The sequence below is a fragment of the Corynebacterium variabile genome (assembly GCF_006539825.1).
Taxonomy (GTDB): domain Bacteria; phylum Actinomycetota; class Actinomycetes; order Mycobacteriales; family Mycobacteriaceae; genus Corynebacterium; species Corynebacterium variabile.
On record NZ_BJNT01000026.1, the window covers coordinates 30,020 to 49,566 of the forward strand.

Sequence of the window (19,547 nt, forward strand, 5' to 3'; positions counted from 1 at the left end):
TCCTCCTATTGCGTCTCGTCCGGGACAGTATCCTGTCCCTTGTTGGTCAGCCGGTTGTCCTGCTTCACGACGGCCATCCAGGCATTCCTGGCACCGCCGTCCCACCACCGCCACTTGCCCGACCACGCTCGCACCCGGATCCAGCACCCGGCCTCAGGTATGACGACGGGAAACGTGCCGCCGAGAGACGTGTGATCTGCTCCACCCGGGGTGTCAAAGACGACGTCGCGGATAACGTTGCCGGTGGGTCCGAGGATGGTCACATAGATCGCGGACAAGTTTCCGCCCGTGTAGCCCGTGGACCGTGCATGAGCCTGCACAAACACAAGCCACAAACCCTCTTCGTCAAAGACGATGTTCCTGCCCGTCTCGACGTGCGCCCCCTTCGTCGGGCCGAGCGCACTCTCGTAAGGTAGGTACCGGTCATTAGAGGACAGGACATTCCACTCGCTGTTGATGTTGAGGCTCTGGTAGGCAGCACAGTATCCGCGGACGCCGTCGAGGAGGTCATAGCGATCGGCCAGGGCGAGCTGCCCGTCACTGATCTCACCGAGCGCTCCGTCCTGGCCCTTGAAAAGGCCGGCGACGGCGTCCGCGATGCCGCGGAAGATGTTCTGCGCGATGGTGCTGACGTTGGAGAGCATGATGTTGGCCAGCCCGCTGATGGTCGGCTTGATGTCCTCGAGACGGCCCGGCTGGTTCGGCTGGTACAGGTCAGGGCTGGTCATTCTGATTCTCCTGTCTTCGGCGGGATGATGCCGGCGAAGATGTCGTCTATGACGTCCGTGGACTGTCGAGCGAGATTCTCCATTGTGAGGTCCCGCCACTTGCCGGGATTGAGGTAATGCTCCTGCCCGGTTGCCGGAGGCTCCCACATCCGGGATGGCTCAGCGACGATGCCGACCCCGCAGTACGCCAGGTGAGTGGCGATCGCGTCAGCGAGTTCAGTCGGCACCGGATACGCGCGGGCATCATCGAGGTCCGCCGAGGCCGGGATGTCCTTGAGGAAGTCGCGGAGCTGCCCGGCGCGGTCTTGAGGGTTGGCGGTGGTGTCTTGGTTTGGGGTGGTCATGCTTCTACCTCCAGTGCTTGCAGGATTTTGCCGACTGATTCGAAGGAGCGGAGCAGGCGGGCTTCGGGAAGTTCGCGGGCGGGGTCCGCGCCGAGGGAGATGTCGACTTCGACATCAGTGGTGCGGGACCAGGAGTGCTTCACGGCGTGAATGCGGTTGATCCAGTAGCGGGTGCCGAACTGGAACGCGCCACGGCTGCCGAGGGTGAAGTCCCTTCCGTAGCGGTAGGGCTGTCCGTCGACGATGGGGACGGAGTGTGCGGCGCTGGCCGCGGTCTCGAGCATGCCGGTGCGCCGGGCCTGCAGCGCGGACAGGGAGAAGCCGTTGGAGCCGGAGGTGACCCAGTGCTCGGGGCGTCCGAAGCGGCCCATCTTGGCGCGTCGGCGTGGGCTGGTCTGCGAGGAGAAGGCGAGGGCGACGTCGGTGATCTGTGATTCGAAGACGCCGATGCCGAGTCCGGGGTTGCCGATCAGGGCGCCGAGCCAGCCGAGAGCGGCGTTCGCGGCGAGCTTCGCTGCGCTGTTCATCCAGTCCGGGGACTTGCCACCCTGTGCGAGGGCCCAAGCGGTGGGGCGGGTGAAGTTGATCTCTGAGCCAGGCATGAGGTCCAGGCGCTCGGCAGGGGCGCCGGTGTTGGTCGCGGGGATCGGTGAGTGCCAGATCGGGATGTCCTCGGTGACCCTGTCGACGAGGTCGTCGCCGGGGCGCCCGGGGTCGAGGACGGACCAGATGTCGTCGAGTCCGTCGTTGGTGACCTCCTTGACCCGCTTGAGCAGGCCGTCGAGCATGGTGCCGGTGACGTTGACCGCACCGGACTGCTCGACGACGTCGACGAGGACGGTGGGCCGGTAGAGGTGCATGTGGTCAGGGGCCGGCTGGGGGTCGCCAGGCATCCACCGCCACACTTTCAGCTTGAGCTGCCCGTCTGCGAGCGTCGGGCCGATCAGGTCTGAGGCGAGGGCGAAGCGGGAGGCGAGGCAGCACCACGGAGTGGTGTCGTGCAGCAGGTCCGCCCCGGGCAGGACGATCACCGGCCACTTGTCGATGTTCGACCGGATGAGGAAACGGGAGGCCCACTGGTCCGGGTCGAAGATGTTGTCCGGCAGCGTCCACAGTCCGTCGAACAGGCGTCGGAAGTTCGCCAGGAGGTAGTTCTTGATCACCCAGGCAGACGGTCCGGCGAGGATCATGGACTTCGGCCACTGCAGGGAGGCAGGTGCGATGGGGTTGGACCAGCAGACCAGGGACTTGATGAAGATCCAGTCGTGGACGAGCTCCCAGGTGACCTGGATGTCGCCGTCGTCGGAGACGGAGACCTTGACGTTGTCGACGATGCCGGACCAGCGGGTCTCGTCAGCGGGGACGTGGCCGCCGGCGTCCGGGTAGTCGATGATGACGGAGAAGACCTGCTCGACGTCGAGGTCGAAGACGGACCAGCCTGCAAGGTGATGGTCGACCGGTAGGACGATGGTGGCGTCGCCGGCGTCGTTGAGGAGCAGCTCGGCGGAGCCGGAGTCCTCCCCCTCTAGGATGTCGCGGACCTCGCCCTCCGGGTCGAGGACGGTGATGACGGGGCGGTCTAGGGAGGATCGTGCGGCATTGGCCAGGACGGTCTGTGCGTGGTCGTAGACGCCGGTCAGGGGGTTGTGTTCGAGGGTTCTCACCATCCGCGCTTCCACCTTCTCTCAGTGATGATTTGCAGGGCACCGGTGCCAGTGACGGTGACCTTGGTCGGTGGGGTGTGCGGCGGCAGGGGCTGAGTGAAACGCTGTCCGGCGAGTAGCGGGTAGCCCGGTGTGCCGTCGGCGTAGGTGACCTTCTCCACACCGGGCAAGGTGCGGACGACGATGGGCTGGGTGGCCTGCTTGAGCGCGACAGTGTCTCCGCTAACGCCGTCCGGGAAGGTCCACTGCCCCGCCTCGGCGACGAAGGTGGGCCACGCCGGAAGGTCAGTGGGGTTCGACAGGACCACGGTGGTCTCCTCCGCGCACTGCCAGTCGGTGGTGTCGGTGTGGCCGTGGGCATCGACGTCACACGCCACGAGGGTCATCTCCATGGTGACGACGCCACGGCGCCGGGGATCCACGGCGAGGTCGACTTCGATGTCCTCCCGGGGGCGGACATCGAACCAGCGGGCGGAGTCGTCGGTGATGACCCACAGTCGGCCGTCCTGCTCCATCGACCAGGACCGGTCCCAACGTCGCTCTACGACCGGCAGCGGATCGTCCGCGGTGGCGGTGAGGTGGACAGTGAGGTCGATGACCCGCTCGTCGACCTTCACTGTGCCCGGGGTAGAGCCCCGCTGACGGGCCGAGGACCGGGTCCGCAACGTCGACGGCGGATCGAGAATGCCCTTGACCGTCTCGATCCACGCGCCCTCCTGCCGCGCCCCGGCGCCGTGAAGCACCCAACGCGACCCGTCGACGCCGATCCAGATGATCCTCAGATCGGAGCGGCGGCGGGCGATGAACAGGTCATTCACTGCTGTCTCCCTTTCAGTTGATGTCACAGGCCCCGGCGCGCGCGTCCGCGAGAGCGGTCACGGCGGGCCATCTTCCGGTCGATCTCGGCAGCAACCTTCTCGTTGCCGGTGTCGACGTAGATGGTGGTGTGGTCGCCACCGGCCCCGTCCGCGGTGAGGCGGGCGAGATCGGGCAGCTGGGTGTAGACGAGGTCGTCGAAGGCGTCCGTCTGGCGGGGACTGAGGACGCGTTCGGGTCGGATCGTCTTCTTGGCCATCAGGCCGACGCCTGGCGCGATGCCGCCGCGGTCGTACCATCCGTTGGCCTCCCAGAACTGGCGGGCGACGGAGGGGTTGGCCTGGTAGCGGTCGGTGATGTAGCGGGCGCCGGCCTTGCCCTGGACGGCGGGGTCGGTGGAGCGGTCGGGCAGGTATTCCTGCAGGGTGCCGCTGGACGGGTTGAACTGGAACAGGCCGAACGCGCCACTGCTGGGGTTGGTGGCGTCGATCTTCCAGGAGGATTCCTTGTTGATGATCCAGTCGGCGTCGGTCCACTTCTGCCCGGTCCAGCCCTTGTCGGCGAAGATCGCCTGGACGGTTCCCTTGACTGTGCCGTCGCCGCCGGTGGCGGTGGCGGTGTCATCGAGGTCGGGCATTGGGTCGAGCTGGATGGTCACCGGTTTGAGTTCGGTGCCCGTGGAGGTGTCGGTCATGGCGACGGCCTCGGTGGTGTCGACGCTGGCGGCTGCGGTGGTGTCCGCGGCGACAGCGGAGACAGTGTCGGAGGTTGCCTGGGTGTCGGTCTTCTTCACGCGGCCCTGTTCGTCGACCAGGGTCGGGTCCTTGAGGTTGGTGCCCTTGAGGCCGAAGAGTCCGAGGAACTCCTTGGCGATGGAGTTGCCGGCGGTTCCGGCGATCTGAGCGCCGACGAGGTCCCAGCGGGTTGGTTCGATGTCCTTCTCGCGCCATTCGGGGTCCACCTCGTCGGAGGATGAGAGGCCGATGGTGCGGGCGAAGCCCTGGATGAGGGACACGTCGTCGTCGGACAGGGTGGTGGCCTTGCGGCCGTGGACTACGGCGTCGGAGACGGATCCGACGAGGTCGGTGACCTTGCGGAGCTGCTCCCAGTTGAGGATCGCTTCGGGGCCGCCGGTGTGGTTGGTGACCAGGGACGTGCCCTGTGGGAGCCAGCCGCCACGGTCGCGGAAGATTCCGGTGATCGTGGATACTGCGCCGCCGACGAAGTCCTTGGCCTTGTTGTACGCGCCGCCGAGGAGTCCGCCGAGGTCCTCGATCTTGTCGAAGATCCAGTCGATGATCTTGTCCTTGGACGAGCTCATCGCCTTCGGCGGGATGTTGAACCACTCTGGCGGCGGGGTGCCGACGTGGGCGGCGAACATGTCCTTGATCGGATCCAGGAGTTTGTCGAAGATCTCCTTGACCTTGTCGCGCAGGATGGACTTCTTCTGCTCCGGGGACGGCCCGCCGGCGGACTCGAACGCCCCGTCCGCGCCGATGGCCAAGTGGTAGTTACCACTGCGCCACTGGCCGTCGTCGGCGCCGGCGGCAGGGCCGCCGTAGGCGACGTTGCCGTGGGAGCCACCGGATTCGACGTTGACTGCGCCGAAGGAGCCGACGGGTCCGAGGGTGCCGGCGGTGTGTCCCATCTGGCCGCCGGACTGCGGGCCACCGGTCATGCCGATGGACATGCCTGGGCCGAGTCCGCCCTCCCACCGCTGGTTGCCGGCGGAGACGGAGCTGGACTGGGATGCCGGGAATGCCGGGGTTGCCCAGTGGCCGGCGTTCGGCTCAGCGCCGACGATGACCGAGGCGATCGCGGACATGTAGCCGGAGCAGTCGCCGCCGTTGGGCCATTGCGAGCCGGTCAGGTAGGGGCGGCCGTTCATGGACGCGGCCCACCGGTGGCCACGCTCGAGCTGAGACTCCCACTCGGGGCGGACTTCGCCGCCGTCGGCGTGAGCCTGCAGGCCGTCCTTGAACTGCTGCAGCGGGCGGTTGTCCCGGCGGTTGGGGCGGCGGTCTTCGGAGAAGACCTTGCCGGAGTCCCAGGTGAAGGACTGGCCGGAGTCCAGGAGGTGGCGCATCGCGTAGATCGCCGAGTGGCCACCGGCGCGGGCGACCTCGCGGGCGGTCATCATGTGCTCGCCGTTGGAGCCCCACATCAGGACATCGTCGGAGGTGCCGCTGCCTGGTCCGGAGATCCGGCCACCGGTGGCGTGCTCCGGGATGGTGGAGAGTTCACTGGCCTCGTCGAGGCCCGGGATGAACTTCGCTACCGTGTTCCAGGCCTTGAGGATGCCGCCGTTGTAGACCGTCGTGATCATGAAGTTGATCGGCTTGGCGAGGTAGCCGCGCAGCTTCTCCCACACTCCCTTGATGCCGTCGACGATGGTGGAGAAGAAGTCCTTCACCGACGACAGGGCGTTCTTGAGCGTGTCGAAGGCGGGCTTGATGACGTTGTCGATCACCCAGCGGATTCCGTCGCCGAGGGCGTCCCACACCGGCTTGATGACCGAGTCCCAGATCATGCGGAAGAAGTCACCGACCGCCTGGAGCGCGGCCTTGAGCGCATTCCACGTCGGCTGGATGACGTTGGTCCACACGAACTGGATTCCCGTGCCGAGAGCGTTCCACGCCGGCTGGATTACGGAGGCCCAGATGGTCTGGAAGACCGCGCCGACAAAGTTCCACGCGGCGGTGATCGCGTTCCACACGGGCTGCAGCACGTTGGTCCACATCCACTGGGCGGCGATGCACAGGGCATCCCACACCGGCTTGATGATGGAGTTCCACACAAAGCTGATGACCGTGGACAGGTTGTTCCACGCCATGGGGATGAACTGGGTGAAGATCGGCATGAGGATCGTTTCCCACATCCACGTCGCGGCAGCAGACAGGGCGTCCCAGGCGGGCTTGATCAGCCCGTTCCACGCGGCGCTGATGCCCGCCGACAAGAGGTTCCAGGCGATCAGCAGCGGTGCGAGGATCAGCGTGCCGATGACACCGAGGGTCGTGGACACGACGGTCCACAGCACGTCGAGGACCGGCTTGAGCACGGAGGTCCACACGGTCTGGATGCCCCGGAAGCAGGCCCCGACAGCGTCACCGAGGGCGGAGACGACCGTCTTGAGGCCGTCCCAGATCGGGGCGAAGACGTCCTTGAGCCAGGACCAGACGTTCTTGAGGACGTCCATGAAGGACGCCCAGATCCGCTTACCGGTCTCGGTCTTCGTGAAGAACAGGACCAGGGCGGTGACCACGGCTACGACAGCGGTGATGATCGCACCTATCGGATTAGCCGCGATGGCCAGCCCCAGCATCTTGAACCCCGTGGCGGCGAGCTTGAGGACGGAGAACAGGCCCTTGAAGATCCCGCCGAGGCTCAGAACCCCCTTGCCCAGCCCAGCGACGCCCGGCGCGGTCTTGGCTGCGATTCCACCAAAGCCCTTGACGGCGGACATGATGCCGCCGCCGGAGGTGATCATCGCGCGGGCGCCCTTGAAGGCGGAGCCGAGCCCACTGACTTCCTTGGCGACCTTGCCGATGGGTCCGGTGACGGTGTTGAGGGTCTTCATGCCGACGAAGGCGAGGACGAGTTTCTCGACGATGCCCTGGTTCTCGCTCATCCACTGGGCGAGGTCCTGGAGGATCGGGACGAGGATGTCGGCGATGATGGGGGCGAGTGTGGCCATGGCTCCGGTGATGGAGACGATGGCGGCTTTCATGCCTGCTTCGCCGAGGGAGGCGGTGATCTGGCCGAGGGCGGGCATGACGTCGGCGATGGCCTGGCCGATGGTGCCGAAGGAGGCTCCGAGTCGGCCCATGACGCCGTCGATGTCGCCGCCGTTGAGGGCTGTTGTGAACTTCTCGACCTCTTCGCGGAGGTCGAAGAAGAAGTCGATGATCTTGGAGTCTTCTTCGATGCCCAGTGGGCCCCAGGTTTTCGGGTCGAAGTCTCCGGTCTGGAAGATCTCGATCGCACCCTTGGTGACGTTGGTGAGGGTGTCGATCTTGTCGGTGATGCCGCCGATGATGCCGGGGGCGGCGGTGAAGGCTGGTTTGAGGATCGCTTCGCCGAGGCGTCCGAGAGCTGCGCCGGCGTTGTCCATGGCTCCGGAGAAAGTGTCGCCGGCCTTGAGGGCGGCTCCGCCCATTCCGGCTTCCATGGCGTTCTGGAAGGTTGCGAAGTCGATCTCGCCGGAGGAGGCGAGGTTGGTGACCTCTTCGGCGGTCTTTCCCATCTCCTCGGCGAGGAGCTGGACGATGGGGATGCCCTGGTCACTGAGTTGGGCGATGACGTCGCCCTGGATCTTGTTGCTGGTGGCGACCTTGTTGAAGATGGAGCCCATCGAGGACATGTCGGTGCCTGCGATGGAGGCCGCGTCACCAACGAGCTTGAGTGTGCGTTGCAGGTCCTGGCCAGGCTTGACCCCGGCTGCGACGGTGGCAGCCGCGACGGTGGCGGCGTCGCCGAGGCCGTAGGCTGTCCCCTTGACCGAGGCCATGGCGTCGTCCATGATCGCCGAGACATCCTCGGCGGAGTTGCCGAGGCCGGAGAGCTTGGCGGTGGCCTGGTCGATGGCGTTGAGTCGGTCGAAGCCCTTCTTGAGTGCGGTGCCGAGGGTGCCGGCGACCGCGCCGCCGACGCCGATGGCCGCGCCCTTCATGGCCTTGCCGACTCCGGACATGAGCTTGGAGCCCATCCCCGTACCGGTCTTGGTCATGGAGGACTCGACCCCGGCGAACGCCTTGTTGACTCCCGGCGCGATTTTGGAGGTCTCCGGGATGATGGAGATGTAGCCGACGGCGAGTTCGTTGCCGGTCTTCGCTGCCATGGTTGTCCTCCTGCGGGGGTCGGGGTTAGGCGGGGATGAGGTTTGCGTCCCATCCGAGCCAGTCGGCGATGTCGGCGATGGGGGCGGCTTCGCCTACGTAGCGGCCGGACTGTCCGATGTCTGGGTTGATGGTTTCCGGTTCGGCGTCGCGGGCCGTGGGGCGTGGGTAGGGGTCGGGTTTCTCTGCGGTTTTGTCCATGGCGCGCTGCCAGTTGGCTCCGGCGAGGACGTCGAAGATGTCGGCGAGGAGGCCGGTGTTTCGGGTCCAGCCGGCGAAGTCAGGTTCGGTGGCGCGGATGAGTGCGGAGTCGATGTCGGACTCCGTGATGATGACGTAGAGGTCCCTCCAGTTGAGTCGGTCTGTTCCGTCGCACAGCCAGCGCAGGCGGAGATTCAGGCCGATCAGGTCTCGCTCGATGGCCCGGCAGGTGTCCGGGTCATCGAGGAGGTCTAGGAGGCCGAGGATTCCCCCACGGAGGTGTCGCCCTCCGGGCCGGTCTGCCAAGCGAGCATGAAGTCCTGGAACTCACCCATGGGCAGGTTGTCGATCTGCTCAAGGGTGGTTTCGTCGGCGACCTTCTCGAGCATCTCCCAGCCGAGCTCTTCCTGAGACTTGTCGCGGTTGCGGCGGAGCCAGCCGGCGGTGAGTGCGTCGCGGATCCAGGGAATGGTGATGTCGGCGTTGGTGGCCGCGGAGTGGTAGTGGAACTTCTCGAGCATGACGGGGTCCTTTCCGGGACGGGGTCTTGGGTGAAAGAAGGGGGGACGGGGTCGGTGTCGAAACTGGGTTGGGCCCGGGGTGACCCCGTCGAGAGTCCCCGGGCCCGGGCGGCTACTCCCCGGAGGGAGTTTCGAGCGCATCGATGCGAGCGATGGCGGCAGCGAAGTCTGCGGTGGAGACTTTGCCGTCGAGAGCGTCCTGCAGGCCGGTGACGTCGGCCACGGTGTGGGTGTGGTCGCCGGCGGCTGCGGTGGCGGAGGTGGTGCCGAGGGCGAGATTGCTGGTTCCTGCTCCGATAGCGGAGCGGGCGGCGGACTCGGTGGCGGCCTTGACGACGGCCCTGCCAACCGTGGTGGCACCGGAGAGGGTGTCAGCGGTCGGGGCGGTGGGGATGTCGTCGGGGTCAGCCTTTCCGTCGGCGGTGGACTGCGCGGCGACGGCAGCATCGTGAGCGGCCTTAATGCCCTGCTCGATCTTGTTGAGGTTCGCGGCCTCCAGGTCGGGCTCGGCGTCGTCGACCCAGTCAGTCGGTTCGTATGCCATGGTGTGTCCTCCTCAGAGGCTCAGGGGGTGGTGGACGGGTGAAGCCCCGGAGACGGGTGCAGCCCCTTGCGGGGCCGCAGGCCTACGGGGTCGGGGTTTCCCCCGAGTCATCACCGCCGTCGCCGGTGCCGCCGTCTGCGGGCGCGTCGGCGTCGGCGCGGTAGATGTACTGGTAGATCTTGTTCGTGTCGTCGTCCGGGAAGCACTCGAAGGTGACCTCGTACTGGATGACGCCGGAGCGGACGAAGTTGACGTCGCCGACCTCGGTGGCCTGGGCGTCCGGGGCGAACAGGCGGATGCGGGACTCGGCGGCGCCCTTGATCTCGGCGTCGAGAGCGCGGTGCGGAAGCTCGTCGGCGTTGTCGACGACGGTGATGTTCTTGCCGTCTTCGGAGATGGTGACGTTGTTGTCACCGGCGATGATCTTGAGAACCTCGGCGTTGGCCGACTCCATGAAGGTCAGCTTGAGGGTGACGGAGTGGTCGGACTGCACGATAACGACGGTGTCGCCGTTCCAGTCCTTGATCTTCTCGGTGGATCGGTCGACGGTCTTTGAGATGCCGTCCTCGGTGATGAACCCGCCGGGCTTGAGGCCCAGTCGCTCCTGGAGCTCGGCGATGGGCTCCTCGGCGTCCTTCGGGTAGTTGGCGATGGCCGGTGCGGAGGGGCCGATCAGCATTCCGCCGGCGGCCTTGACGTCGGGTGCGCCGACGAGGACATTTGCACGGTTGCGCATGGTGTTCTCCCTTTCGTGGAGACGGTGAGTATGAGAAAAAAACCCGTTCTGACCGGGGGTCAGAGCAGGGCCTGGGTGAGCGTCCCGATGAACTGCCATCGGGTCACGTCGGGTATGTCGGGGTCGGGAAAGTCCACGGGGCCGGAGTCCTCAGACCAGCCGAGGACCCGGTCATCGAGGACGTCAAGGTCGAAACAGCGTTCGCGGATGACGTCGATGAGGTCGACGGCGTCGTCGAGGGTCGGCCCGTAGACCTGGATGAAGACGGTGGTCATGTCGGTGACCGGGGTGGTGCGCCGCGGTGCGGCCTGGTCCACGCGGACGAAGAGGTCCGGTCGTGGCCGGGGCACCTTGTGCACCACCGGGACGGTCACGTTGTCCCGCAGGACGGCCATGACGATCTGCTGGGCTGTGGTCACAGTCCCTCCCCTCCCCCGGCGTGCAGTCCTGCTCAGCCCAGCTTGTGGGCAGACAGGACCTTGACCAGGGTGTTGTTCTTCTGGTTGTCGCGGTACGCCTTGTACGTGTCCGGGATGACGATCGTTCGGTAGCGGGTCTTGCCCTGTACCGAGCTGGTCGCGTACCCGGATCCGCACTCGATGGCGATGGAGTCGGCCTCGGCGTCGACGGCGGACATGACGCCGGGTGACCGGCGGATCGCCTCGAACGCCTTGGTGTTCCACTGGAGTTCCGGAGGCATGGTCAGTCCCCGTCAGCTCCGGTCCTTGACGATCTCGAACTCCGCCCACGCCCCCGGCGCGTATCCGGCGAGCGTGCTGGTTGCCTGAGCGTCGGCGAAGATGACGAGGCAGCCATCGACGATCTCGCAGGCGTTGGTGGGGTGTTCGGTGATGACGGCTTCGCCGGTGTCGTCGAGGACGCCGTGGGTGATGCGGATCATCAGCCCTCCGTTCTGGTTGCGGTGACGACGACGAGGCCCGGGTCGAAGAACGGGTTGTTCGCGAAGTCCTGGTCGTTGCCCTTCACCTTCCACGGTGTCGGGTCCCCCGGTGTCCTGATTTCGCCGCCCGGGCCGGGGTCGTCGCCGGGAGCGCAGTAGACGGTGAGCGTGTCGATCGTCCGCAGGAGGGAGTCGCCCACGACTTCCTGGGTCGGGGAGACTGCCCACCCGAACACGACGACCTCCTGCCACGGGCCGAAGCCCATGACGGGGTCACCGTTGCGGTCGTAGCCGGTTCGGGTCCAGGAGCGGACCTCGACCGGGATGGTGCGCGAGTAGGCCATCAGACCCCCTCCCCTGGCGCGGTGCCGGGCGGGCCGTTGACCCAGGCGTGGTCCAGCGGGTGGACGGCGCGGTTGGGCTTGGCTGTCATGTCGAAGCCGGTGTGCTTCTTCGCGCCACCGGAGAGCATCGCCCGGTGGGCCGGGGTCAGTTCCATGGACTGCGCGAGAGTCTCGGTGCCGTAGGTCGTGGACTCGGTGAAGACGCCGGCGGTTCGACTGGCCTGCCGGACTGCTTCCGGGTTCCGCAGAGCCGTGCTGACGAGCTGCACCTCGACGTAGACGACCCTGGTGTGCCAGGTGCCGTCCGGGTCGTCGGTGAGCTGATCAGTGAGCTTCGGATACTCAGCGAGGATCAGTGTCTCTGCATCGTCCAGCCAGAGCTGGATGACGTCGTCTGCGGGCAGTGCGGAGGTGGACAGCCAGCGGTCGCGGACGTCCGCTGGTGTTGCGTAGGTGGTCACAGAGTCACCTCCCTACGTGGTTGTTCGCGGATGCAGCCCCGTAGCCGGGTGCAGCCCCTTGCGGGGCCGCAGTGCTACGGGGTCGGGGTTTCCCCCGAACCACCAGCCGGGAGAAGGAGTCCGGCCGGGTAGACGCGGTCCTTCTTCCGGCCGACGCGGGTGACCGGCGCAGCGCACTGCCAGCCGACCCGCATGACCACGCGCAGGGCCTTGGAGTCCTGCTGCATGAGGTTGAGGACGACCTTGCCGTCGGCGTCGGAGATGACGCCCTCGGAGAAGAGGTCGTAGGTGATGTCCTGGCGGACGCCGACGACGAACTTGGACCAGTCGAGGGCCATGAGCTTCGCCTTCTCGCCGTCGAAGCCACCGGTGGCGTCCTCGTTGATCGGCTTGCCGTACAGGGTGTCCGGCTGGCCGATGGCGTGGGACGGGCCGTAGATCGCGCTGCCGTTGGCGGAGCGCTGTCCGATCAGTTCCCAGCCGAGGCCCGGCTCGGAGACGAAGCCGTTGATGTTGTAGCCCTGCTTGGAGACCAGGCCCGCGAGGTTGGCGACGTCGACGCCGAGGTCGGCGCCGGTGCCGGCGGTGACGGTGTTACCTGCGGCGGTGGCGGCGGTGAAGACGTCGTCGGGCCAGGAGTCCGGCTTGTCGACGCCGAAGAGGGTGGCCTCGTCGATCTTCTGGCCGAAGGCCTCGGCGACAAGCGGCTTGATCTCATCCCAGAGGGGCACCTGGGCGTCGGCGATGAGGGCGTCCGGGATCGGGACGATGACTGCGAGCTCCTCGGCGGTCATGGTGATCCCGTTCCAGTTCGCGCTGGAGGTCTGCTTGAGACCGGTGTCGCCGTTGACCCAGTAGGCGTCCGGGAGGGAGGCGAGGACGGGCTGCTTGGACTTGGCGGAGCTCATCGGCACCCGGCGGGCGTTGGTGAGCATGATGGAGTCCTTCGGAGCCTCGGCGAGGATCTCCTTGGACACCTGGTCAGGCAGGTGGGCGTCGGAGACGTCGGCCCGTCCGATGATGTTGTTGAACGGCATGATCGGTTCCTTTCAGTGGTTATGCCGGTGGCGGCTGGTCAGTGCCCGGACAGGGCGTTGCGGATCCAGTCGCCGGAATCAGAGGTGGACCCGGTGCCGCGTCCCGCGTTGGGCACCCGGGCACCGGTGGGAGTGGGGGCAGCGTCGGCAGTCGCCTTCTTGATTGCCTCGGCCAGTTTCTCGGCGTGCGCGGTGAGCTCGTCCTCGGTGGAGCCTGCGAGCAGGTCCGGGTCGAGTCCGTTCTCGGCGGCGATGCGGACGCGGGCGCCGGCGAGCTTCTGGGCGGTGAGTTCGGACTCGAGTCGGGCGATGCGCTCGGCGGAGCGCTGCTCGTCGGTCTTCTTCGCGTCCTCGAGCTCGTCGAACTTCGCGGCCTTGGCCTTGAGGTCTTCGTACCCGGTGTACTTCGCCCGCTCCCGGGCGATGCGCGCCTCGATGATGCGGTCCAGGTCCTCCTGGGATTCCGGCGGGGTGAAGCCTTTACCGGTGTCCTTGGCGTCCTGGTCGCTCTGGCCGTCCTTGGTCGCGGCGCCGGACTGCGCGGCGGCCGTGTTCGGCGTCGCCTTGGAGTCCTCGGAGCCGGTCACGTCGGCGGTCGTGTCTGTCATGGTGCTACTCCCCTTCCCCGCGTGCAGCGGGTAGTGATCGGTGATTCCGCCCGGCGCGACACCGTTGGTGTCGTGGGGCGTGCGGTGGTCCACCCCGGGTCGTGCTGGGGTGTGGTTCTCCTGCCGGGAGTCGGACCCGGAGCAGCGCGGGGCTGCGGCCTGTTCGGGAGAGGGGGTCAGTGGAAGGCTTCGCCGGCTTCGTCGCGCTTGGTTTTCCAGTGCTGGTCCCATGCGTGTTTCTGGTTGGGGCGCATGTGGCCGGAGGCGTCGTAGGTGACCTCGTACCACTCGTCCTGGAGGTCGTTGATGATCTTGGGGACGTCGGAGTCGCGGAGGACTTCGCGCGCGGTGCATGAGCAGTTGTCGTGGTACTTGTACCCGTCTGCCATCGGGCCGGAGGAGTAGGTGTGTCCGCCGGTGGCGTTGGGGTTGCGGGTGTGGGTCTCTCGTCGGGTGCGACTGTTGCCGGCGCTGACGGTCAGGACGGTGTCCTTGGTGTAGACGGCTCCTCGGCTGGCGAGCATGAGGCAGAAGGAGCAAGCGCCGGGGCCGGGGACTCTGGCGTAGCGGGTGCCGGCGGCGGCAGTGGAGTTCCAGACGGTGTCGCGGGCGGGTTGTCGGATGAAGCGTCCGAGGGGTCCTGCCATGACGCGGGCGGCGGCGACTGTGCTGCCGTCGGCCTTGTTGAGCGCCCAGGAGGCGGAGTTGGTGACCTGTGCGACGTTGACCGCCTCGGCGGGGACCGGGGCGGGGAGGTCGGTGAGGTCCGCCAGGGCGCGACCGGTGTCCAGGGCCCAGAGGGCGGAGGACATGGCCACGGTGCCGTAGCGCTGAGTGATCGCAGCGACGAGTGCCTGGAATTCCTCGGGTGCCATGGTCGGGTTGGCGTCGACGGCCTTGAAGAGCGCCTGGGTGGCTAGGACCGCAGTGGAGTCCAGGTGCCTGGCGTGGGTGAGCCACGGGTCAGCCATGGTCGCTCACCTCCCCACTTAGGACTCGTCGAACTTGAGGGTGATCGGTCGGCCGCCGATGAACTTCACACCGTCGATGCCTGCGATGCGGGCGGCGGCATCTGGGTCGATGCCGGAGCGGATCAGAGCACCCATGGCGTCCGCCCGCTTCTTCAACTCGTCGGGGGTTGCCCCCCTGCCGGGGCTTCGGCGGGTGCCGAGGGCGAGGGGACGGTCGGTGGGGTGGTCTGCTGCGCTCCCTCGTCGGCGACGGCGGCGCGGGCCTCCGGGGTGGCCTGCGCGGTTCCGGAGAGAAGCTGGTCGAGCATGTCCTGCCCCTGCTGCCGGGCGACGTCGGCCTTGAGGCGGCTGATCGTGACCGGGTCCAGTCCGAGCATCTCCCAGGTGACCTCGGAGGCCGCGGGTAACGCCCCGACCGAGACCAGCGACATGACGGCTTGCGCGGACGCTGCCTTTGTCGGGGTGGACGGGTCACGCCACTTCGCGCGGAGCTGGTCCAGGCGCTCGTCCGGGGTGCCGTCGCGGGTCTGCTGCGCCAGGCGCATGATCTCGCACCAGCCGGAGCCGTAGACGAGCTGGGCGCGCTCGGCTACCTTGACGAGCTCTGCCTCGGCCGCGCGGATCGCGTCAGCAGAGGACGGGTTGTCCTGGATGATGCCGAGGCTGTTCGGCGGGATGGCGGTCTCGCCGGAGACCATCATCGCCAGAGCTCGGAGCTGGTCGATGTGCGGCTGGGGGCTGGCTGCGGAGAAGGTGCCGAGGGAGGGCTGGTTGCCGTCCTCGTCGGAGCCGAGGGTCAGCAGCCGGTTCAGGTAGGTGGTGAAGGCATCCTGGTCGAAGTCGTCCTCGTCGACGCCGGTGATCCAGCGCTGCGGGAAGGAGAAGAACTCGGCGGTGCCCTCCATGCGGATGACGGTGCGGGCCGCAGCGTCCGTGAAGTCCATCAGCGGACGGGTGATCCGCGACATGCCGTAGCGCTTTCCGAGCCGGGGCCGGTGAGCCAGCATGACCATCGGCACGCGACCGAGAGTGTGCGGAGTCCGCTGGACCGCGTAGTCGTTGCCCTCACACCAGATGGAAACCGTGCGGTCGTCCATCCAGAGGGTCAGCTGCGGGGACTCGAGACCGTCGATGCCCTCGTCGACCGTAAGGCCGGCCACGAGGCGTCGGGCCCGGGCGGACCAGATCGCGGACGCCGCGGTCGCGCTGTAGGTGCTGATGACCACGGGCGGGTCGCCTGCTGCCTCGTCGCCCTGCACGACGGTGGCGAAGGCGACACCGTGGATCATGCTGGCGATGTGAGCCTGCGAGGACTCGACGAAGAGCTGGTTGTCCTCGACGATCTCAGCGAGACCATCGTCGGACTCCGCCTGCCCGGCCATGACGAAGCCCTGGAGGTCTAGCCGGTTGTCCAGGACCTCGACGGACTTGGCGGGCCAGCCGATCACCGACTCGAGCTTCCCCAGCGATGGGGGCATGGCCATCCCCAGCTTCCCGGCGCGGCGCAGGCTCCGCTCGCCGTCGTAGTAGAGGGTGCGGAGGTAGTTTCGGGAGCGGTTGGCGTCGTAGCGGCGGATGAGCTGGATGAGGAGGCGGGACTCTTCGGGGCGGAGGCCGGGGGCGTTGGTGAGGGTGGTGATGTCGGCGGTCATTACAGTCGGACCCTCCTTGCACCGCGGTTGCGGCTCGTCTTGACCTTGGGGTTGAGCAGGGCGAGTTGACGGCCCATGCGGGCGCCGACCATGGTGACGGCGTAGTCGACGAGGTCGTTGGAGCTGCGGTTGATCTTGCCGAGGCCGATGCCCCACTGGTTGGGACGGCGGCGGGCGTTGTGGACGTGGTTGCGGAGCATGGGGGCTCCGTCGTGGGTCAGGGTGTGCTCTTCCTCGATGTCGAGGACGGTCTGCATGGCGGCTTCGGTGAACAGCTTGTTGCGCTTCACCGCGCCGCTCGTGGAGAGCCGCATGTCGAAGAGGACGGAGTGCCCGCCGGCGCCAGGGGTGGCCCAGACCTTGAGGTGCTTCTGGAAGTCGCGGTGCCACCGGTCGATCATCGGCTTCCAGTAGAGGGCCTCGGTATCGTCGTCGGTGGCCGGGCTGGGGTCCACGCCGAACCAGACGACGTCGTAGAAGTCGAAGGCCTCCCGGACTACGGCGTCGACGACCTCGCGGGGTGCGAGCCAGCCCTTGCCGCGTTCGCCGTGAGGCTTGCGCCAGCCGCCGAGGCTGAGAACGTGGCCGTCGGAGAGCCTGCAGGCCGACAGCGTCGTGGCGTCACCGGACTTCGAGCAGTCTAGGAACATGGCGATCTTCTCCCCCTCCTCGACGGTGATATCGGGTTGTGCGCAGTCGTCGAAGGCGCGTGGGTCGACCCAGGCGTCCTCGGCGGCGGCGAGGCCGTTGAGATAGAACCGGATCGTCTCTGCGGGGCTGGTGCGAGAGTCCAAGGCCTCGGAGAGCAGACGGTCAATGTCGGCCCAGGGAGCGTCCATGTAGGCCTGCTCAATGCCGTGGCGCATCGAGACGGGGTCGCCGGGGTTGGTGGTCGGGTCGGCCTCGGTCGAGTCGTAGAGCATGTCCCGCAGGGGCTCGGGGCGCATCTGCTGGATCTGCCACTCATCGAAGGACTTCTCGGCGACAGAGTCCATGCCGGGGCTGTGGGCGTTGGTGAGTTCCAGGACGCGGGCCTGGATACTGGCCGGTGACTTGCCGGCGTTGCGCCGGGCCGTGTCTGCGGTCTTCTCTCCGCCGGAGGCCGCGGTCATGTGGTGGGACTCGTTGAGGAACACCGCGGTGGGCGGGTCGCCCTCCATGGACTTCTCGGAGGCGGTGAGCAGTTCGATGCGGCAGCCGCCGGGCATGACTGTGCGGGTCTGGCCGACGTCGATGTTGAGCGAGTGGACCAGGTCCGCGCTGAACATGCTGTTGACCATGCGCATCAGCTTCGATGCCTGGTTCAGTGAGTTCGCGGCGAGTTGGACCAGTGACATGCGCCGCCGGCGTCCGAGGACCATCCCGTCGACGACCCGGTCGAACTGCACCGGGCCGCAGAACTCGATGATCGCCAGTGCTGCGGCGAACGGGTCCTTGCCGGTTCCCTTCGCGCCGCGCTTCACCCCGGTTCGGTACAGCCATCGGCCCGTATCGGGGTCGAGTGCGTACCAGAGGTGGACGAAGCGGGCCTGCCCCGGTGTGAACCGCCACGGTTTGCCCGAGTTCGGCTCGACGAGGTTGCGGTGCGCCCACACGATGATGTGCGGCCCCAGCGACGGCGGCAGCTCTTCGAGCCGAGACGGGTCACTGTAGGGCAGGGACGGGTCACCGGGCCATGGCAGCGTGGTCCAGGCCCCGGTGTCCGGGTCCACTCGGTAACCGGGCATGAGCAGTGCTGGTGCGGCAGGTGCAGTCATCCGTACAGCCCCCTCATCGCCTCAATGTCGGTAACAGTCGCCTCCGTCCCATCGTCAGCGCCCTCGGCCGCATGCTGCAGCTCAATGCGGGCACGCCGCCGGTCCGGCTCGGTGAACATCAGCTTCGACATCATCTTGTCGATCTCCGCCAACTGCCCGGCGCGCAGTGGAGCGTCGTCTGCGTGGTTGAGCATCTTGGAGAGCTGGTCCATGGTCAGGCGGGCGTACTCCCAGTCGGACTGCTGCCAGAAGGCGGTCTGGCCGGAATCCTTGAGGGAGCGGTAGAGCCGCTTGGCCGTGATGTGCCAGGTCCGGTCCTCGGCGGGGCGCTTGGCGGGTATCGCGGCGCCGATCTTCGTGATGATGTCGGGCTTGTTTCGGCGGACGCGGTCTGCGTCTCGCTTCGGCATGGGGCCGGGCACGGCGGGCCTCCTTCCGGGGTCAGGGCAGGGTGTCGATCGCCTCCTGGAGGTCGGCGAGGATGACGGGGCAGTTGGGGACGGGGTTGCCGGTGACGGTGATGAAGCGACCGTCGGCGTAGACCTCGACGCGGTGGCCGTGGAAGCGGCGGATGCAGGCTCCGGTGTGCTGTGCGCGGCCCCAGAGGTGGAGGCCGTTTCCGGAGGGGCTGACCTCAGCCCAGGTGTCCGGGAAGTGCCGCAGGAGGGCGCGGGCCCAGGGCTGCGGTCGCCCGGCGCGGTCTAGGCAGTGGTCGATGTCGATGCAGACGATGCCGTCGCCGTTGAGGACGAAGCCGCGGAGGTCGGCGTCTTGGACGTCTTCGACGGGTCGCCAGTTGGTCGGGCGGTGGGCGTTGATGGCGTGGCCGCGCGGGTTGACGGGCACCTTGTTGCCGTCGCGGTCGGCCCAGCGGATCCAGCGGGGTGTGCGGTCGAGGGCGTCGGGGAGCTGCTTGCGGTGCCGGCATGCGGCGGTGCGGCAGCGGCCGGAGCAGTAGCGGGCGGTTCGTCCGCGACTGCCGGCACTTTGCAGGGGGCTGTCACACCAGGCGCATTTCATGGTTCGAGTCTACCCCGGATGTAACGTATTACCTAGTCTGAACTGCCATAACGTGTGTTCTATTGGATGGATCATCGGAGAGCGCCTGTGCCGAGCAGGGCACCAAAAACGGTCCCGTACAGGGCGAAAGTCGCCCAGATGGACGATGAGGGCGATACATGGTCTGACCTGGTAAAAACCCTGGAACCCGTACACAGTTGGAGGCCCTATGCCGTCCGTGGCTCGGATCGAGGGGGGAGGGGGGATTCCCCACCCCGTGGGTCTGAGGAAGAATCGGACTCCTGTGATCGCCTGTGTAACTCAGGGCATATTTCCCCGGGGCGGTCACCCGCGGCCCATGGCCCGGCCCCAGGCGGCCCAGTCCACCGGGCCGTCGGCGCCGGAGGTCGGGTGGGCCATCGGCGTCC

General features: G+C 67.2%; 21 protein-coding genes. All 21 read right to left on the reverse strand.

The window, feature by feature from the left end; all coding sequences use genetic code 11:
* Positions 1–5 precede the first annotated feature (5 nt).
* Positions 6–728, reverse strand: a complete 723-nt coding sequence (locus tag CVA01_RS13540; RefSeq protein WP_141331458.1) for a hypothetical protein — start codon at positions 726–728, stop codon at positions 6–8.
* A complete protein-coding gene (locus CVA01_RS13545; protein ID WP_141331460.1) occupies positions 725–1,072 on the reverse strand; it encodes a phage gene 29 protein family protein in 348 nt (115 codons plus the stop codon). The genes CVA01_RS13540 and CVA01_RS13545 overlap by 4 nt, the downstream gene beginning before the upstream one ends.
* Positions 1,069–2,736, reverse strand: coding sequence for a Gp37-like protein (locus tag CVA01_RS13550; protein ID WP_141331462.1), 1,668 nt, complete (start codon positions 2,734–2,736; stop codon positions 1,069–1,071). The genes CVA01_RS13545 and CVA01_RS13550 overlap by 4 nt, the downstream gene beginning before the upstream one ends.
* Positions 2,733–3,554: a hypothetical protein gene (locus tag CVA01_RS13555; RefSeq protein ID WP_141331464.1), complete on the reverse strand. Its 822-nt coding sequence runs from the start codon at positions 3,552–3,554 to the stop codon at positions 2,733–2,735. The genes CVA01_RS13550 and CVA01_RS13555 overlap by 4 nt, the downstream gene beginning before the upstream one ends.
* A gap of 23 nt (positions 3,555–3,577) precedes the next feature.
* Positions 3,578–8,389, reverse strand: a complete 4,812-nt coding sequence (locus tag CVA01_RS15130) for an aggregation-promoting factor C-terminal-like domain-containing protein (protein ID WP_218024591.1) — start codon at positions 8,387–8,389, stop codon at positions 3,578–3,580.
* Between the two features lie 25 nt (positions 8,390–8,414).
* A complete protein-coding gene (locus CVA01_RS13570) occupies positions 8,415–8,894 on the reverse strand; it encodes a hypothetical protein (RefSeq protein WP_141331466.1) in 480 nt (159 codons plus the stop codon).
* Entirely contained in the window at positions 8,840–9,109 is a 270-nt protein-coding gene (locus CVA01_RS13575; protein WP_141331468.1) for a hypothetical protein, read from the reverse strand. Before CVA01_RS13575 ends, CVA01_RS13570 begins: the two co-directional genes overlap by 55 nt.
* A gap of 112 nt (positions 9,110–9,221) precedes the next feature.
* Entirely contained in the window at positions 9,222–9,653 is a 432-nt protein-coding gene (locus CVA01_RS14995; protein ID WP_170209801.1) for a hypothetical protein, read from the reverse strand.
* An 82-nt stretch (positions 9,654–9,735) separates the two neighbouring features.
* Positions 9,736–10,389 (reverse strand): phage tail tube protein, encoded by a 654-nt coding sequence (locus tag CVA01_RS13585; protein ID WP_141331470.1) that lies wholly within the window; start codon positions 10,387–10,389, stop codon positions 9,736–9,738.
* Between the two features lie 59 nt (positions 10,390–10,448).
* Positions 10,449–10,808: a hypothetical protein gene (locus CVA01_RS13590; protein WP_141331481.1), complete on the reverse strand. Its 360-nt coding sequence runs from the start codon at positions 10,806–10,808 to the stop codon at positions 10,449–10,451.
* A 32-nt stretch (positions 10,809–10,840) separates the two neighbouring features.
* Positions 10,841–11,089: a hypothetical protein gene (locus CVA01_RS13595; protein ID WP_141331483.1), complete on the reverse strand. Its 249-nt coding sequence runs from the start codon at positions 11,087–11,089 to the stop codon at positions 10,841–10,843.
* Between the two features lie 12 nt (positions 11,090–11,101).
* On the reverse strand, positions 11,102–11,290 hold the full coding sequence (locus tag CVA01_RS13600; protein WP_141331485.1) for a hypothetical protein: 189 nt from the start codon (positions 11,288–11,290) through the stop codon (positions 11,102–11,104).
* The gene (locus CVA01_RS13605) at positions 11,290–11,634 is read right to left on the reverse strand and encodes a hypothetical protein (protein ID WP_141331487.1); all 345 of its coding nucleotides are present in this window, start codon (positions 11,632–11,634) and stop codon (positions 11,290–11,292) included. Before CVA01_RS13605 ends, CVA01_RS13600 begins: the two co-directional genes overlap by 1 nt.
* Positions 11,634–12,095 carry a hypothetical protein gene (locus CVA01_RS13610; RefSeq protein ID WP_141331489.1) on the reverse strand — a complete coding sequence of 154 codons (462 nt, stop codon included), beginning with the start codon at positions 12,093–12,095 and terminating at the stop codon, positions 11,634–11,636. Before CVA01_RS13610 ends, CVA01_RS13605 begins: the two co-directional genes overlap by 1 nt.
* Positions 12,096–12,169: 74 nt before the next feature.
* Entirely contained in the window at positions 12,170–13,132 is a 963-nt protein-coding gene (locus CVA01_RS13615) for a phage major capsid protein (protein WP_141331491.1), read from the reverse strand.
* 38 nt (positions 13,133–13,170) lie between these two features.
* On the reverse strand, positions 13,171–13,740 hold the full coding sequence (locus tag CVA01_RS13620; RefSeq protein ID WP_141331493.1) for a DUF4355 domain-containing protein: 570 nt from the start codon (positions 13,738–13,740) through the stop codon (positions 13,171–13,173).
* 176 nt (positions 13,741–13,916) lie between these two features.
* Positions 13,917–14,711 carry a VG15 protein gene (locus CVA01_RS13625; RefSeq protein WP_141331495.1) on the reverse strand — a complete coding sequence of 265 codons (795 nt, stop codon included), beginning with the start codon at positions 14,709–14,711 and terminating at the stop codon, positions 13,917–13,919.
* A gap of 152 nt (positions 14,712–14,863) precedes the next feature.
* A complete protein-coding gene (locus CVA01_RS13630; protein ID WP_141331498.1) occupies positions 14,864–16,363 on the reverse strand; it encodes a phage portal protein in 1,500 nt (499 codons plus the stop codon).
* The gene (locus CVA01_RS13635) at positions 16,363–18,120 is read right to left on the reverse strand and encodes a terminase large subunit domain-containing protein (RefSeq protein WP_141331500.1); all 1,758 of its coding nucleotides are present in this window, start codon (positions 18,118–18,120) and stop codon (positions 16,363–16,365) included. Before CVA01_RS13635 ends, CVA01_RS13630 begins: the two co-directional genes overlap by 1 nt.
* On the reverse strand, positions 18,117–18,542 hold the full coding sequence (locus tag CVA01_RS13640; protein ID WP_141331502.1) for a phage terminase small subunit: 426 nt from the start codon (positions 18,540–18,542) through the stop codon (positions 18,117–18,119). Before CVA01_RS13640 ends, CVA01_RS13635 begins: the two co-directional genes overlap by 4 nt.
* Positions 18,543–18,561: 19 nt before the next feature.
* Positions 18,562–19,140 carry a DNA primase gene (locus CVA01_RS13645; protein WP_141331506.1) on the reverse strand — a complete coding sequence of 193 codons (579 nt, stop codon included), beginning with the start codon at positions 19,138–19,140 and terminating at the stop codon, positions 18,562–18,564.
* Positions 19,141–19,547 lie beyond the last annotated feature (407 nt).